The organism is Paenibacillus sp. FW104-T2 (assembly GCF_058789975.1).
Genome location: NZ_JBYTCE010000001.1, coordinates 295,443 through 311,294 on the forward strand (window position 1 = coordinate 295,443; position 15,852 = coordinate 311,294).

At 49.5% G+C, this 15,852-nt stretch carries 15 protein-coding genes; 12 read left to right on the forward strand and 3 right to left on the reverse strand.

The genetic code is table 11. The features are described from left to right. The first annotated feature begins 12 nt into the window (after positions 1 to 12). The 12 genes from AC3WQ3_RS01335 (at position 13) to AC3WQ3_RS01390 (ending at position 14,164) form a co-directional block, all read left to right on the forward strand. Positions 13 to 879 (forward strand): carbohydrate ABC transporter permease, encoded by an 867-nt coding sequence (locus AC3WQ3_RS01335; protein ID WP_492471225.1) that lies wholly within the window; start codon positions 13 to 15, stop codon positions 877 to 879. Further along, positions 879 to 1,706, forward strand: a complete 828-nt coding sequence (locus AC3WQ3_RS01340) for a carbohydrate ABC transporter permease (RefSeq protein ID WP_127537426.1) — start codon at positions 879 to 881, stop codon at positions 1,704 to 1,706. Before AC3WQ3_RS01335 ends, AC3WQ3_RS01340 begins: the two co-directional genes overlap by 1 nt. A 247-nt stretch (positions 1,707 to 1,953) precedes the next feature. Then, a complete protein-coding gene (locus AC3WQ3_RS01345) occupies positions 1,954 to 3,741 on the forward strand; it encodes a cache domain-containing sensor histidine kinase (RefSeq protein ID WP_492471226.1) in 1,788 nt (595 codons plus the stop codon). Beyond that, positions 3,731 to 4,519: a response regulator gene (locus tag AC3WQ3_RS01350; RefSeq protein WP_492471227.1), complete on the forward strand. Its 789-nt coding sequence runs from the start codon at positions 3,731 to 3,733 to the stop codon at positions 4,517 to 4,519. The genes AC3WQ3_RS01345 and AC3WQ3_RS01350 overlap by 11 nt, the downstream gene beginning before the upstream one ends. A gap of 125 nt (positions 4,520 to 4,644) precedes the next feature. Next, positions 4,645 to 5,982, forward strand: coding sequence for an extracellular solute-binding protein (locus AC3WQ3_RS01355; RefSeq protein ID WP_492471228.1), 1,338 nt, complete (start codon positions 4,645 to 4,647; stop codon positions 5,980 to 5,982). 56 nt (positions 5,983 to 6,038) lie between these two features. Further along, the gene (locus AC3WQ3_RS01360; RefSeq protein WP_492471229.1) at positions 6,039 to 6,920 is read left to right on the forward strand and encodes a carbohydrate ABC transporter permease; all 882 of its coding nucleotides are present in this window, start codon (positions 6,039 to 6,041) and stop codon (positions 6,918 to 6,920) included. Positions 6,921 to 6,976: 56 nt separating this feature from the next. Next, positions 6,977 to 7,840: a carbohydrate ABC transporter permease gene (locus tag AC3WQ3_RS01365; protein ID WP_492471401.1), complete on the forward strand. Its 864-nt coding sequence runs from the start codon at positions 6,977 to 6,979 to the stop codon at positions 7,838 to 7,840. 242 nt (positions 7,841 to 8,082) lie between these two features. Beyond that, on the forward strand, positions 8,083 to 9,492 hold the full coding sequence (locus AC3WQ3_RS01370) for an MATE family efflux transporter (RefSeq protein ID WP_095290892.1): 1,410 nt from the start codon (positions 8,083 to 8,085) through the stop codon (positions 9,490 to 9,492). 162 nt (positions 9,493 to 9,654) lie between these two features. After that, positions 9,655 to 10,551: a helix-turn-helix transcriptional regulator gene (locus AC3WQ3_RS01375; RefSeq protein WP_492471230.1), complete on the forward strand. Its 897-nt coding sequence runs from the start codon at positions 9,655 to 9,657 to the stop codon at positions 10,549 to 10,551. Positions 10,552 to 10,785: 234 nt separating this feature from the next. Then, positions 10,786 to 11,496 carry a response regulator transcription factor gene (locus tag AC3WQ3_RS01380; RefSeq protein ID WP_110758457.1) on the forward strand — a complete coding sequence of 237 codons (711 nt, stop codon included), beginning with the start codon at positions 10,786 to 10,788 and terminating at the stop codon, positions 11,494 to 11,496. Then, complete coding sequence (locus AC3WQ3_RS01385) at positions 11,493 to 12,998, forward strand: sensor histidine kinase (RefSeq protein ID WP_492471231.1); 1,506 nt, start codon at positions 11,493 to 11,495, stop codon at positions 12,996 to 12,998. Before AC3WQ3_RS01380 ends, AC3WQ3_RS01385 begins: the two co-directional genes overlap by 4 nt. Before the next feature lie 59 nt (positions 12,999 to 13,057). Continuing rightward, positions 13,058 to 14,164 (forward strand): hypothetical protein, encoded by a 1,107-nt coding sequence (locus AC3WQ3_RS01390; protein ID WP_492471232.1) that lies wholly within the window; start codon positions 13,058 to 13,060, stop codon positions 14,162 to 14,164. 52 nt (positions 14,165 to 14,216) lie between these two features. Here AC3WQ3_RS01390 and AC3WQ3_RS01395 read toward each other — a convergent pair whose 3' ends face one another. The 3 genes from AC3WQ3_RS01395 to AC3WQ3_RS01405 are packed head-to-tail and all read right to left on the reverse strand — an operon-like array spanning position 14,217 to position 15,639. Next, a complete protein-coding gene (locus tag AC3WQ3_RS01395) occupies positions 14,217 to 14,633 on the reverse strand; it encodes a YvaD family protein (RefSeq protein ID WP_127537419.1) in 417 nt (138 codons plus the stop codon). Positions 14,634 to 14,635: 2 nt separating this feature from the next. After that, on the reverse strand, positions 14,636 to 15,070 hold the full coding sequence (locus AC3WQ3_RS01400) for a DMT family transporter (protein WP_492471233.1): 435 nt from the start codon (positions 15,068 to 15,070) through the stop codon (positions 14,636 to 14,638). After that, on the reverse strand, positions 15,070 to 15,639 hold the full coding sequence (locus AC3WQ3_RS01405) for a TetR/AcrR family transcriptional regulator (protein WP_492471234.1): 570 nt from the start codon (positions 15,637 to 15,639) through the stop codon (positions 15,070 to 15,072). Before AC3WQ3_RS01405 ends, AC3WQ3_RS01400 begins: the two co-directional genes overlap by 1 nt. Positions 15,640 to 15,852: the final 213 nt, after the last annotated feature.

The window sequence follows — 15,852 nt, forward strand, 5'->3', positions numbered from 1 at the left end:
GGAGGATGGAGTATGAACAAACGTATGGCACCCTATTACTGGATGACGGTTCCGGCGGTGGTATTGTTCTTCGTGTTTATGACGCTGCCGGCTCTTCAGGGGATTTATTATTCCTTTACGAACTATAACGGTTTTGGGAAAAGCTATGATTTCGTCGGTTTCAAAAACTATTTCAACCTGTTTCAGGATGATAATGTCGGCAATGCCTACTGGTTTACATTCAAGTTTGCGATTGTGGTGACCATTCTCACCAATATTCTGAGCCTGCTTATCGCTCTCGGGCTGAATGCCAAGATCAAGTTCCGTAACTTTTTCCGCAGCATCTACTTCCTGCCCAATATTTTGAGCGTATTGATTGTAGGTTACATATTTAACTACCTGTTCTCCAATGTATTCCCGATCTGGGGGCAAAATCTAGGCATCAACGCGCTATCCACGAACATACTTGGTAGCGAAAGTTTGGCATGGATCGGGATCGTTATCGTAGCCGTATGGCAATCGGTAGCACTCAATACGATTCTGTATCTGGCCGGACTGCAAACGATACCAACAACGCTGTACGAGGCATCCAACCTCGACGGTGCAGGCAAATGGCGTGAATTCTGGAGCATTACCTTCCCGCTGATTGCACCGTTCTTCACCATTAATATGGTACTGGCTATGAAAAACTCCCTGATGGTCTTCGATCAGATCGTTGCCTTGACCAATGGTGGACCCGGACGGGCGACGCAATCCATCTCTCACCTGATCTATACGGGTGGATTTGAAGGTGGAGAATATGCATATCAATCTGCGAACTCGGTTATTTACTTCATCGTTATTGCGGTGATTTCGATTCTGCAAATCCGGTTCCTGCAAAGAAGGGAGATGGATCTGTAATGAGAAGCCGTACACGCACCAACTGGCTCGTTATGCTGCTCGTTATTCTGGGTACATTGTTTATCCTGTTTCCGCTCTATATGACGGTTACGATTGCGTTAAAAAATCCGGAGCAAATGGCTCAGTCGGTATTTGCCTTCCCGACCGAATTGCACTGGGAGAACTTCGCAAGCGCCATCGACATGACGAACTTCTTTCAATCGTTCCGTAACAGTGCTGTCGTTACTGCATCTACCGTCATTTTGACACTGCTAAGTAACTCCATGGTTGCCTATGCGATCGCACGCAATATGGAGAAACGCAAGTTTTTCAAAGGGCTGTACTATTACTTCGTCAGTGCCATGTTCATTCCGTTTCCGATCATCATGCTGCCGATTGTCAAACTGACATCTTCACTGGAGATGACGAACCTGCTTGGCTTGACCTTATTACATACGGTGTATGGACTCGCCTTTAACGTCTTCGTGTATGTCGGATATATCCGGTCTATTCCGGTGGCACTGGAGGAGGCAGCTTTTGTGGATGGAGCAACAACCTGGGGCACATTCTGGAAAATCATTTTCCCGCTTATGGCACCAATCAGTGCTACGGTTGGTATTCTGACATGTCTGTCCACCTACAATGACTTCCTGCTGCCGCTCATCATTATCAGTGATCCGGCACAGTACACGCTGCCACTGGTGCAATACGTCTTCCAGGGTCAGTTCAATACCGACTTTAACCTGGCGTTTGCATCCTACCTGCTGGCCTTGCTGCCGATGATTATCATCTATCTGTTTGCTCAGAAGTGGATCATTAACGGGGTAACCCAAGGTTCTGTAAAATAAAGCTTTGTGAATATAGAGAGGTGGACCTAAGAGTCCTCCTCTCTTTTTTATTTCAAGGATGCACTACGAACGTTTCGAACGGATTGATTAACCCGGGAAACTGTGCTATTTTTTATTCGTTAGTTTAATCATTAAACAAAGAAAGCGAGCGTTGTCTTTTGCAAGCGCTTTAATTAAATAAGTGAATGAAACCAGCATCGGTGTACTCAATCTCAAGAGCAAGGGAGTAGGATGGTGGTTTTTTTACATGCAGAAAGGAGAATGGACAGAGTTGCAGGGGAAACCAGGGCGCTATAACTCGCTTCGCAATCAGATCTTTGTCGGTTTCGTCATGGTGATGCTCATTGTTCTGCTGCTCGCAGGTGTAACAGCCTATGACCGGGTGGCTGCGTTGCTGAAGAGCAATGCCGAGAAACATATCCATCAGACTGCAGTGCAGGCCAGTGGTCGATTGGATGCGCTCATTGCACAGGTGAACTCCTTGACGGCCCAAGTCGCGGATGATTCGTATGTGCAGCGTCTGCTCAGTGACGAGAAGCATGGTAAACCGGCCACCTTCAATCAACGTCAGGCACTGCTTCAGATTGCAGGCAGCTATCAATCTTTTATTAACGGGGCGCAAAGTATGGAGATCTATACAACCGGATACAGCCGTATATTCCCGATGGATGACCGATCCCTGGATCTCCGAGTGGAGCGCAGCTGGATCACCCAAGCGGATGAAGGCAAAGGCAGATTAGTGTGGGCAGGCTCTGACCCTGAAGACCCGGGTGTACTTCTCGCCATTCGTCGAATCAACTTGCTGGAGCATTCTTTTGAACATGGGGGCTATGTTGTGGTGCGGATGCAGCGCAGTTTTTTTCAACTGAATGATTCGAATGAGGCAGAGGGTTTGCAGGATTCCATCCTGCTGCTGGACGGCGATGGTGAAGTGGTGACTTCCAATCTGCAGATTAACCTTGATCCCAAGGCCATTTTGGACAGTGGGTCCGTCGTTCAGAATGGAGAGGAATCCTATATCGTTGTTCGCCATAAGTCCGAGCTGACGGGATGGACACTTGCTGTGCTGACGCCGCTAGGAGAAACAACCGAAGGCGTATCGATCCTGAGAACGGCGCTGCTCGTTTCGGGAATCATTGGTGTGGTGCTGTTTCTTGTAATGTCCTTTTTCCTGTCCACCATGATTACACGTCCGTTGATTCGGCTGATGCGGGCCATGCGCGGGGCACAGCCCGGAGCGATGAGACCGAATCTGATGGTCAGCTCCACCATGGAGATCAATGAGCTGAATGATGTGTATAACCAGATGGTTTACAGGCAGAACGAATTGACACGTGTGGTGCACGAGAAGGAAGTCATGCAATCCCGGGCCGAGCTGAAGGCGCTGCAATCCCAGATTAATCCGCATTTTCTGTTTAATACCCTGGAGGCATTCTATTGGTCCTTGGAGGAAAAAGGAGAAGAGGAGCTGGCAATTAGGGTTATTGCCATGTCCCGGTTATTTCGCTACATCATCCCGGGTCCTCATCAGGATGAATGGGTCACGATCGCAGACGAACTGGAGCATGCGGAGCGGTATTTAAACATTATGCAGATGCGGCTGGGCGAGAGAATGCAGTGGGAGATCAGGCTGAGCGAGGAACTGCGCAGCGTGCCTATCCCGAAGCTGCTGATTCAGCCATTGGTGGAAAACGCCATACTGCACGGGATTGAAAATACGTTAAAACCGGGAAAGGTGGAGATCTGTGTCGAACCTTCCTCGGTAGAAGGTCGTGTACGCGTCAAGGTCCAAGATAATGGGCCGGGCATGGATGAGGAACGTCTGCTTTCCATTGTTCAGGCTTTGGACGGCGGGCCTGCTGCGTCCAGCAAGGGAACGGGAGTGGGGCTGATCAATGTGCATCGCCGGCTGAAAGTCTACTTTGGTGGCCAACTGGGCGATGCAGCCAAACTTGTGGTGGAGAGCGAAGTAGGGAGAGGGACCATCATATGTTTTGAAATTCCGAGGGAAACGGGGGCTGCACATGATTCATGAGAAAACCATTCTGATTGTGGATGACGAGCCGCGTACAAGAGAAGGCATACGCAAAACACTTGAGGCCTGGTCTACTGGGCGAAACCGGATTCAGACGGCCGCAAGCGGTGTTGAAGCCAGGGACTGGCTCGCCAGCCAGCCTGCAGATCTGCTGATCACCGATGTTCGCATGCCGGAGTTCTCGGGCTTGTCGCTGGTGGAGGCCATTCAGCATTTTCCCAGCAAGCCGGCTGTCCTGATTATGTCGGGATATGCGGACTTTGATTATGTCCACCAGGCGATCAAGCTCGGTGTGGTCGATTATCTGCTCAAGCCGATTGACAAAGAGCAGCTGCTCCAAACGGTACAGAAGGCACTGCACGTCCACGAACAGCAGCGGCGCATCCAAACGATACAGGAGATGGTTGATCCGAAGCTGTTCGAGGTCAAGGAGCGAAGAGAACAGCAGGGCAATACCCCAATTGGCGAGGCTTTGGGATACATTGAGGCACATCTGGGTGAACCGATGACCATGCGTGAGCTTGCCGATTCGCTGCATCTGAACTCCAGTTATTTCAGCGTGCTGTTCAAGGAGCAGGTCGGGCTGAATTTTAGTGAGTATCTCATGCGTAAACGGGTACAGCGGGCCAAGGAATTACTGGTGCAGACAACGATGCCCATCTCGGAGATCGCGGAGAGCGTTGGCTACCAGACCGATAAATATTTTATCAAAGTCTTCAAAAGCCTGGAGGGGCTCAGTCCAAGCAAATACCGTCATGCCGTAAATGAAAAGAGTTAACAAGTTCACCTTAAAATAGTGGAGTTTTACCAAATCGTCCTGACCTTATAGCGTGATGATGCCCGTGCTACAATTTCGATAAAGCGGTTACATTAACCGAAAAACCACTATTGGGGGCTGGAATTATGAGCAAAAAAACGCTGGCAATGCTTCTGTCATGGACGCTGGTTCTCGCTGTCATATTGTCGGGGTGCAGCAGCACGGGTTCCGGTGGAGATAACGAATCCGGCAGTAATGGCGGCGGAGAGGGCGGTACCACAGACGGAAAGGTCACGCTGAAATTTATGCATCTCTGGCCGGCCGGCAGTTCTGCACAGCAGAACAAGCTGGTCAATGATATTATCCAGCAGTATCAGACGGATCATCCAAATGTGACGATCAAGCAGGAAGTACTGGAGAATGAACAATACAAGAACAAGCTGAAGATTCTGTCCGCATCCAATGAACTTCCCGATGTCGGGGTAACCTGGGCCGCAGGCTTCCTGGAGCCTTATGTAAAGGGCAATCTGTTTGCGCCTCTTGATGAACTGCTGAATGGATCCCTTGGTGAGAAGTTCATCGCCGGAACGACAGAGGCTTACGCGGTAGACGGCAAAACCTATGCGCTTCCGATTGAGCTGAATATATCACCTATATATTACAACAAAGCGATTTTTGCCAAATATAATTTGCAGCCGCCAGCCACATACGATGAATTCCTGAATGTGCTGAAGACGCTGACCGAGAACGGTGAAGTACCGATTGCACTCGGGAATAAAGACCGCTGGACCGGTTCACTCTGGTATATGTATCTGGCGAATCGTCTAGGCGGGGATGCGCTGGAGAAAGCGATTAGTGGATCAGGCAAGTTTGAAGATCCTGCCCTGACCCAGGCTGCGGCAGAAGTGCAGAAGCTTGTCGATATGAACGCATTCAACAAGGGCTTTAACGGGCTATCCAATGATGAAGGCAAATCCGAATTCATGAATGAGAAGGCTGCCATGTACCTGATGGGAACGTGGGAACTGCCGAACTTTACAACGAACCCGGATATTCCACAGGAATTCAAGGATAAGGTTGGATTTTTCAAATTCCCGACGATTGACGGCGGCAACGGAGACATCAACAGCTGGGTAGGCGGACCGGGCGTAGGCCTGTTTGTGGCCCAGAACTCCAAAGTGAAGGAAGAAGCGCAGAAGTTTGTGCAGTATTTTGTGGAAAAATGGGGTGAAAGCTCCGTGACCGAAGCAGGGGTCATTCCGGCAACCAAAGTCGATACGGCGGCAGTACAGCTGCCACAGCTCTATATCGATCTGCTGAACGAGTTGAATCAGGCGAGCAGCCTGACACTCTTTGCAGATGTGCAGATGAAACCTGCTGCTGCTCAGGCGCACCTGGACATGATTCAGGCACTGTTTGGCAAAGCGGTCACCCCTGAGGACTTTGTGAAGAATCATCAGGCTGCGATTGATAAAGGCAACTGATGTACACCTCACCTACACCATTTGAAGGTTTGAACGTTTGAAGGGAGGATCACGTCTTGGACAAAGTCATGTCGAACCGTCTGGTTGCTGCGCTGTATGTGCTGCCTGCGCTGCTTCTGCTGCTGGTTCTGGTCTATATCCCGATTGTGCTCACCGGATATTACGGTTTGATGCAATGGGATGGGATTGGGGCGATGACGTTTATTGGTTTGGATAACTACGCCAGATTGATTCAGGACAGTACGTTCTGGCAGAGCGCCAATCATACTTTTTTGCTCGCCTTGTTCTCTGCGCTGAGCCTGATTGGTTATCTGATGATTGCACTTGTGCTGTCAGGCAAGATCAAGGGCGCGAATCTATTTCGCAAAATATATCTGATCCCGATGCTGCTGTCTTCTGTTGCGATTGCCCAGTTATGGCTGAAAATTTATCATCCCAGCAACGGTGTATTAAACAGCTTTCTGGAAGCGGTCGGATTCAGCAATCCGCCGGCTTGGCTGGCGGAGCCATCGCTTGTGCTGTATGCACTGTTCGTGCCGATTCTGTGGCAGTATGCGGGCTTCTATATTCTGATCTATTATGCTGCGCTGAAGAACATCCCGGAATCTCTGGTCGAGGCTGCCCGAATTGATGGTGCAAATCCGTGGCAGATTGCTTTTCGGATCAAGCTGCCACTCATCACGGAAGTCATTAAGGTAACCGTGGTGCTGGCTGTGGTTGGCTCACTCAAGTATTTTGACCTCATCTATGTGATGACCGATGGGGGCCCTAATGGCTCCAGTGAAGTTATGGCCTCCTATATGTATCGTCAGGCTTTCCGAAGCTTCGACTTTGGTTACGGCAGTGCTGTAGGGTTTTTCCTGCTCTTGATCTGTTTGGTGGTCACATGGCTGCTCCGCAAGGCAACGGCGTCCAAAGATACGATCGAGTATTCCTGACGTGAACGTAAAATGAAAGGAGGTCTATCCTGGTGAAGACGGATACGGCTGTTCGGCTGCCCGTACATCCGGAGACAGGCCAAGGCTCAGCATGGTTAAGAAGGTTTGGATATGTGCTGCTGTATGTGCTCTTGTCTCTGGTGGCTGTGCTTCAGATATTGCCCTTGATCTGGCTGCTGTTATTCTCGCTCAAAAATAATCAGGAAGTATTTGACATGGCTCCTTTTGCCCTTCCGGCTACGCCGCGTTGGGAGAACTATGTCAAGGTATGGACGGAAGGTAATATCAGCTTATACTTTTTCAACAGTGTATGGATTACGGTGGTTTCTGTGGTGTTTACGGTTCAGTTTGCCAGTCTCGTCACCTTTGCCATCACACGGATGCGCTGGAAGGGACGTTCGCTGGTGCTGGGGTTGTTCATGGTAGGTCTGATGATTCCGGTGCACTCCACACTGATCCCATTGTTCAGCCTGTTCCTGAAACTGCATCTCACAGACCATCCGTTATCGGTCATTCTGTCTTACATTGCATTTAATATGCCGATCACGATTATGATCCTGCTTGGATTCTATTATTCACTTCCGAGAGAGGTCGAGGAGGCCGCGGTGATGGACGGTTGCTCCGTCAACCGGATCTTCTTCCGCATTGTACTGCCGATGACCGCTTCCGTAATTGCGACAACAGCCATCATTAACATGATCTATGACTGGAACGAATTTATTTTCGTCAATACCTTCATTAGCTCGGATGCGTACAAAACCCTGACGGTTGGTGTACAGAACTTTATTGGGCAGTATACCACCGATTGGGGTGCCATTGGGGCTACGCTGATGATCAGCATCCTGCCGATCCTGATTGCATTTCTGGTGCTGAGTGAACGGATTGTCGAAGGGATCGCGGCCGGTTCGGTCAAAGGATGATGGTCCGGTAATGCCCTTCTATTAGACGCATCGTCTGCGTTTAATAGAAGGGTTTTGCTATGTCTCGGCGATGTCTACAGAGCAATGTGGCGGTGACTGCAAGACAGGTTTTATGAAACAAATAAATCCCTTTTTCTGGTATTTCAAAAATCTTTCAATTATTTTCACAAAACTACTGCATTTTCAAATTACCTGTGCTAACATACCCTATGAAATCAAGCCCACGTTAGAAAGGTGAGAAAATGACAGCAATATCCTCGACCAAAGAGTCCCTCCGTTCAGATGCCAAGGATCTGAAGCTGATTCGGCTGACCTGGCCGATTTTCCTGGAACTCTTCTTGTTTATGTTGATGGGGAGCGTTGATACGCTCATGCTTAGTTCGGTATCGGATAATGCAGTCTCCGGGGTGGGCGCAGCCAACCAGATTATCTCGATTGCCATTCTTGTACTCGAAGTCATCGGACATGGTGCTGCGATTGTCGTAGCCCAATATATAGGTTCCAAAAAACTGAGTGAAGCAGCACAGGTTACAGGGAATGCGATTACGCTGAACCTTATGGTTGGGCTGATCCTGAGTGTTATTTTTCTAGTGTTTGGTGGACATTTACTGACACTTCTGAATATTCAAGGCGAAATCTACGATTACGCCCGTTCGTATATAAGCATTGTTGGGGGCGGGATTTTCCTGCAGGCGCTCATCAATGCGCTGGCTGCAACCATTCGTACACACGGGTATACCAAGGAAACGATGTACGTCTCCGTGTTTATGAACGTTATCCACGTGATTGGTAACTATGCGCTGATTTTTGGACATTTCGGCCTGCCCAAGCTGGGTGTGGAAGGGGCAGCGATCTCGACGGTGGGAAGCCGTTTCATCTGCCTGCTGATCTTCTTCTGGCTGTTGTACCGTGTAAGTGAGGTTCGGGTAGAGTTCGGTTATTACATTAAATTGTCCAAAAATTTTATCGGCAAAATTCTGCGAATCGGCATTCCGTCTGCGATGGAATCCATGGTGTATCATTCCTGCCAGCTCATATTTACGTTGTACGTGACCTATCTTGGTGCGGAAGCCATGGCAACCAAGCAATATGCCGGCAATATCTCCAGCTATATTTATCTGTTCAGCATGGCGATCGGCATGGGAACATCCATCATTGTTGGTCGTCTCGTGGGCGCACGCCGCAAAGATGAGGCCTACAAACGGGTATTCGACAGTGTAAAATGGGCCCTTCTGGCCACCGTTATTATTGACGTGATCATTATTATCTTCCGCGTACCATTAATGAGCATCTTTACGGAAAACCCGGAGATTATCAAGCTGGGCGCGCAAGTACTCCTGCTTAGTCTTTTGCTAGAAACCGGGCGTACCTGCAACATTGTCATTATCGGCTCCCTGCGTGCGGCAGGGGATGCCAAGTTCCCGGTGTATATGGGGCTGATCTCGATGGTATGCATGAGCCTGCCTCTCGGATATCTGCTGGTGTTCCAGCTTGATCTGGGGCTGGCGGGGGTGTGGCTTGCCATTGCGGCAGACGAATGGACACGTGCGGTCATTATGTACTTCCGCTGGAAGAGCCGGGCGTGGGAGAAACATGAACTGGTGGAGCATGATGAGGACGAGGTTGGTGCAGAGCCAGTTCCAGCAGTCTGATTGTTTGGCCACGATTGGATATACAGCAATCAAGTAAGAGTCGGTCGAGGACATCGTTGTCCCTGATCCGGCTCTTCTTTTTTTATATTTTCCGCAAAAATGATCAAAACGGCCGCTTGGCGAACACGTATAGTAAGGATATGGAAGGGGGCTAATTTCCATTTGAGCCGTTATCAGGAGATGATTCAGGACAGCTTGTTCTATATTGAGACACATCTGCATGAGGAGATTGGGCTGGAAGAGGTGGCGTCGGAGGCTTTGTTATCGCCGTATCACTATCACCGGGTATTCCGGCATGAGGTGGGCATGACCGTTATCGATTACATTCGTCATCGCCGGATGAGTTTGGCCTCTACCGCACTGCGCTCCACGGATGCAGGCATTTTGGATATTTCTCTCGCCTGCGGCTTCGAAAGTCAGGAAGCATTCACCCGGGCCTTTCGCAAAATGTATGGCATGCCGCCTGGTCGTTTTCGCAAGGTATTCGATCTGAAACTATTTACCGGAAAAACCAGAGGAGGAGAATTACAGATGAATTCTGCAACTGCAATCAAAGGCTGGATGTTAACCGGAAGCCACCCGCAAAATTATGAAATGGGCATTGACCCTGCCGAAGTCCATCATGGGAAGGCCTCGGGGTATTTAAAGGCTGTAATACCCATGGAGCCGAATGAGTTTGCCACGATGATGCAGCAATTCCGTGCAGACAAGTATGTAGGGAAACGGATGAAGCTGTCCGGCTTTGTCAAAACGGATCGTGTGGACGCATTCTGCGGATTATGGATGCGTGTGGATAATCATGTCCAGGACGTGCTGCAGTTTGATAATATGCATAACAGGCCGATCACGGGGACACAGCCCTGGAATCAATACAGCATTGTGCTGGATGTTCCCGCAGAGAGCGCAATCATCTCGTTTGGCGTGATCCTGAACGGTAAGGGCAAGGTCTGGGTGGACAGCTTCCGCTTCGAGGAAGTGGACCTGAATACACCCTTGACCCATATGGAGACGGAAGCTGAGATGTCGGACGAGCCGATGAACTTGTCGTTTGAAGAATAGTTTGATCGTTTGCATGCTTGTAAGCTTAAAAATGGTAGAAGACGAAGGCCGATCCATTTCCAGGTGAGGTCTTTTTGCCTTGTACGGGTATAAAAAAAGTGGGGCGAAGTCCAAGCTTAGAGAATACGGCTTATTGTATAAATCATATCGTCCTCCATGGATTATCCGGCCAGACCTTGTTAACATAGATCCAGGAATAATGAATTTATGACATCAATAAAGAGGATGAATCCGATGACTAAAAAAGTGCTTGTGGTCGATGACGAGTCAAGCATCGTTAGTGCCATTGCTTATGCGCTCCGGCGCGAAGGATATGAAGTAGAGACAGCAAATGATGGCGAGGAGGCACTGGTCAAGGTGGCGTCATTCCATCCGCAGGTCATGATTCTGGATGTCATGATGCCAAGGCTCGATGGATACGGCGTATGCCGCAGACTGGAGGACCGCGAGGATATCGGTATTATTTTGCTGACCGTGAAAAATGACATCGTGGACAAAATCGTCGGACTGGAAATGGGAGCCGATGATTACATGACCAAGCCGTTCGAAATTCGCGAGCTGCTCGCTCGGGTGAAAGCGCTCATGCGCCGGGTGGAGAAGAGCAGTCCACCGCCAGACGAGCAGAAGAATCAGGCCATCGTTAATGGGGACTTGCGCATTCATGTGGCTCACCGAACGGTGACGGTAAAGGAAGAGAAGCTGGATCTGACGCCCAAGGAGTTCGACCTGCTCACCATTCTGATGTCCAATCCGGAGCGGGTGTACACCCGTGATGATCTGCTGGATCGGGTATGGGGCATGGAATACGCAGGAGGTACACGCACAGTGGATATTCATATTCAGCGTTTGCGCAAAAAAATCGGGGATACAGATCAGCAAAAGCTGCAGACGGTGTACGGCATTGGCTATAAAGCGTCAGCTCCTGAACCTGGCGGTTCGGCATGAGGGTCAGCATCAAGCTGAAATTCAGCGTGTTTCTCGCGGCATTGCTCATCTTGACCGTTGTGGTGCTCAGTTCCCTCGTCCTGCGAGGGATTGAACGCAACCAGCAGTCACAGATCGAGGGCATTCTGTCACAGCAGACGCGTCTGGTCAATCTCAATGTGCGTCAGGCCTACTATACGGAAGCCATACGGCTGGAGACGGATGCCTTTCTGAAGCAAAATGGCCGCAGGCTGGCCCAGGAGCTGGCGAACTCCACAGGATTGCCCATTGCGCTCTATGACATGAATGGGACACAGGTAGGCTCGTCCATTACACCGGGTGAGAGTCTGGAGATCCAGGAGACGCTGAACTATGCTCTGCAAAATAAAATTGCCTACCGTGAACAGGGTGACACGCTGCTCTATGCAGCACCGCTGGATGGTCCGGATGGTCAGATGGGTGCAATATGGATGCAGTATTCGGTCCAGAGCTACCATGAATTCTACGCACGCATTTTACAGTTGTTCCTATGGGCGGGAATTGCCGTCGTTGTATTGAGCTTTATTCTCGGGTACCTGTTCTATAATCGCTTCGCCGTCGCGATAACCAAGCTGAAGAAATCAGCGGATTCCATTCGGGAAGGCGAGTATATCACCGAATCCCCTGTTAAACGCAAAGATGAACTGGGCGAACTGGGGCAAGGCATTTATTACATGAGCACTTCGATTCAGCAAAATATTACGGACATGCATGCAGAACAGGAGAAGCTGCAGCTGGCCATTAAGAAGCTGCAGGCGCTGGAACAGCAGCAGAAGCAATATATCGGCAATATCAGCCATGAATTCAAAACGCCGCTCACCTCGATCAAGGCCTATGTGGAACTGCTTGATATGTATCGGGATGACCCTCAGCTGCTGGAGGACGCCTCCAGCAACATTGGCAAGGAAACGGAACGGTTATACGAGATGGTCGAGAAGGTGCTGCATTTATCGGCATTGGAGAAATATGATTTTGAGAATCAAGCGGAGGATGTAGAGGTGGGTGCGCTGCTGGAGGACGCCTGCGGACGCATGCGAGGCAAAGCCGAGAAATTTGCGCTTCGCATGGAGCTGGACATTCAGCCTGCCGTTATCCGCAGTGATCGGGAGAGCCTCATGCATATCTTCATCAATCTGCTCGATAATGCGATCAAGTATAATGTGCCTGGCGGCGTCATTCGGGTACAGAGCGAGCAGCGGCCACAGACGCGTGAAGCGGTGATTCTCATCTTCAACTCGGGTCTGCCGATTCCGGAAGAGGCAAGAGAGAAGATCTTTGAACCTTTTTATACCGTCAATAAGGATCGGGCGAGAAAAACAGGTGGAACCGGACTCGGTCTGTCACTCGTGAAGCAATTTGTAGAGAAACAGGGCGGGACGATCACCCTGCTGCCGGGTGAAGTGAATAATGAGGAAGGAACCACGTTCCAGCTTGTTCTCCCGCTCGCCGATTCAAGTTTACAAGTTGGAAACAAGTCTGAATAACTTTGGAAGTATGGCATGTGTATGCTTGGTCTATAGCAGAGAAACCAGGGGGGACCATGATGAATTGGAAACAGGCGGCATTGGGTGCATTAGGAGCGTTCGCTCTCTTGTCGGCAGCGGCTTGCGGGGGAAGCACTGAACCGGAAGGGAATGCGGGAAGTGGGAAAACGGGCACAGATATCACGGTAAAAGACAATACCAATACATCGGTGTATCAGAGCTTCAAACTCGAGAAAATTGATAAATTACCCAATATGCGCGGCGTGGCCTGGCTAAGTGATGACTGGATCGTATCGGACAAAGAGAACACGTCGATGAAACCCGTCATGGTTGAAGGCCAGGAGAGATACCCGCATAACTTATATATGTACGATCTGGCAAAAGGAACCGATACACCGCTCAAGGAGAGCGAAGTCAGTCTGAGCTCGCCGATGGTCTCACCGGATGGGCAGTACCTGTTCTACCGTGAGCCGGAGGAATCGACAGGCAAAGGTTTCTTTTTGAATTTGCACAACGGGGAGACTGTGAATGCAGGCAAGGAAGATGGTTTCGTTCAGGAAGGCGCGTGGCTGGATAATGAGCATGTTGTCTTTCCGAATATGAAGGGAGACCTCGTCTCAGCCAGTATTGATGGAACAACCAAGGTGTTGGTGAAGACCGGCAATTTCAACGTGCGCAGTGTCAGGGTCTCGGGCAGTATGATCTACTATATTACCGGTGAAGACGGACAATTGAATGCCTATGATACAACTACAGGTGATGTAAAACAGGTTCTGAAGAGCGTGGAGTGGGTTATTCCGTCCAATGATGGAACCAGGCTGGCCATTGTGAAAAAAACAGCGGATACGAAACGGGCGCTGGTGCTTACCGATCTGGAAGGAAACGAGAAGGCGACGCTCGCCAGAGGCACCCAGATCTTCGGGACCAGTTGGTCCGGGGATGATTCCAAGATCGCGTACACAATTAACTCGGAGAGCGATGATGAGAAAGGGCTGTTCGTCTCCAATACGGAATCAGCAGAGCAATTCCAGATTTCGGCCGACATGGACGACATCTCCGACCCGCTTGCCTGGAGTCCGGAAGGCAACAAGATTCTGCTGTCCCAAGCGGTGCTGCAGAATGAATCATATCACTTTGTCACCTCTGTTATTACGATCTCGGAGTAACGGGTGACTATACAAGAATGAGCCTGTTCTCAAGAGGAACCAGGCTTTTTTCTTATGCACTTTTTGAAAAGATGGAAGCAGGCTGTTCCTTACGGAGAAGTCTCGGTATGTAGAATAACGGATAGATCATCAAGTAAAGGTTGGGAACCCACCAGCCCCAATCAAGCTCTCCACGGAATGACCAGAACGCAATCGCTTGGAGCCCGGAACAGAAGGTCAATACCAGGGAGATAAGGGCGACCATCCGCGAGCGTTGATCCGAACGGCGAAGAAGGAACAGACTATAGAATCCTGTAGCGGAAATGAGCAGATCAAGCGGAAGAAACGACAGGTTCCATGCGACCAGCAGAGGATTAGTATAGTCCTGATATAAGTATTCCTTAGGAATCCATGAACCCCACGTCACCGCCCAATACAGAATAAAGCCGATATCTGTGAGCAGGAATAAGGTTTTTAACGAACGACTCAACGTTACCCCTCCTTATCGGGTTGGAATTCAGCACCATGATGCTGGGAAACATCCTGTGCCAAAATAGAAGGTGAGTATTCTGCTGCCAGCTGAAGAGACCCGTTACTCGGTACTTTCGCTTCTGTGCTTCCCATACGTAATCCAGCCACACCAAGGATAATCAGCAGCAGGGATCCGGCTTTCAGCCAAGTCATCGGTTCCTGAAACGCGAACAGCCCAACCACAGCCAGAATGGTTATCCCAGCTCCAGACCATATGGCATAGGCGATACTGACTGGAATTTCTTTTAACGCATGACTCATGACCCCAAAACTAATCAGATAAAAAATACCCATAAGTGCTGCGAGCCCGGGTTTACTTAATCCTTCAGACATTTTCATGGAGATCGTCCCGGCAACTTCAAATAGAACGGCTACAGCGAGCCATAACCAAGCCATTATGCTCCCTCCTTTGGAAGAACGCCTTCCAGGAGCATATCGACCATCTCCTGCAGTGCTGCCGATAAGGTGCTGCCGTTCCAGGATCCCGATGCGGACTGTTCCATCAACCTGTATAAGCCGCCAATATAGACTTGTACAAAAACTTCGGTATCAAAAGAACGCAGTTCACCAGATGCCTGTCCTGTGTGTACCAATTGTCTGATCTCATCCCAGTGGTTCGTTATAAAGAGATCCAATTGGCTCCAGACAGCAGGATAATAACGTTGCAATTCAGACAAACGCCGGAGATCAAACATGCCGAGGTCGTCGGGCATCATGACAAGGGCTTGTCTTAACTTTGACGGAAGGGGTAGCGATGTATCATTCATGAGCTGCTGCTCTTTCTGAACAATTTCGGTCAGTGAGGCATCGAGCAAGTCTTTGAGCAAGTGTTCTTTGGAAGGAAAGAATTCATATACCGTCTTGGTACTCATACCCAGTTGTTTGGATAAGTCATTCATACTGAACCGGAAGCCACTCCGGATCACTTCATGGCGGGTGATATCAAGAATGCGTTCTCTACTCATGGTTATGCCTCCTTGAACTCTGTTTGTTTGATAGGAAAATAAATAAAATAATTTATTTTCTTTGTTTTTTTGTATTTTATATCTCGGTTTTCTTCTTGTCAAGAAGAGGCGCTTTTCCGTATTCCTTATAAAAGTAAAAGCCCGTGTTCTGAGGCAGCTCCTCTTCAACTGTTTATACAGTTCAGAGAGGGTACTGCCAGAACACAGGCTTTA

Coding starts and splice junctions, on each gene's coding strand:
- AC3WQ3_RS01340 (WP_127537426.1), top strand. CDS start 879: ATGAGAAGCCGTACACGCACCAACTGGCTCGTTATGCTGCTCGTTATT.
- AC3WQ3_RS01405 (WP_492471234.1), bottom strand. CDS start 15,639: ATGAGTAGAGAACGCATTCTTGATATCACCCGCCATGAAGTGATCCGG.
- AC3WQ3_RS01390 (WP_492471232.1), top strand. CDS start 13,058: ATGAATTGGAAACAGGCGGCATTGGGTGCATTAGGAGCGTTCGCTCTC.
- AC3WQ3_RS01345 (WP_492471226.1), top strand. CDS start 1,954: ATGCAGAAAGGAGAATGGACAGAGTTGCAGGGGAAACCAGGGCGCTAT.
- AC3WQ3_RS01350 (WP_492471227.1), top strand. CDS start 3,731: ATGATTCATGAGAAAACCATTCTGATTGTGGATGACGAGCCGCGTACA.
- AC3WQ3_RS01370 (WP_095290892.1), top strand. CDS start 8,083: ATGACAGCAATATCCTCGACCAAAGAGTCCCTCCGTTCAGATGCCAAG.
- AC3WQ3_RS01400 (WP_492471233.1), bottom strand. CDS start 15,070: ATGGCTTGGTTATGGCTCGCTGTAGCCGTTCTATTTGAAGTTGCCGGG.
- AC3WQ3_RS01335 (WP_492471225.1), top strand. CDS start 13: ATGAACAAACGTATGGCACCCTATTACTGGATGACGGTTCCGGCGGTG.
- AC3WQ3_RS01355 (WP_492471228.1), top strand. CDS start 4,645: ATGAGCAAAAAAACGCTGGCAATGCTTCTGTCATGGACGCTGGTTCTC.
- AC3WQ3_RS01380 (WP_110758457.1), top strand. CDS start 10,786: ATGACTAAAAAAGTGCTTGTGGTCGATGACGAGTCAAGCATCGTTAGT.
- AC3WQ3_RS01385 (WP_492471231.1), top strand. CDS start 11,493: ATGAGGGTCAGCATCAAGCTGAAATTCAGCGTGTTTCTCGCGGCATTG.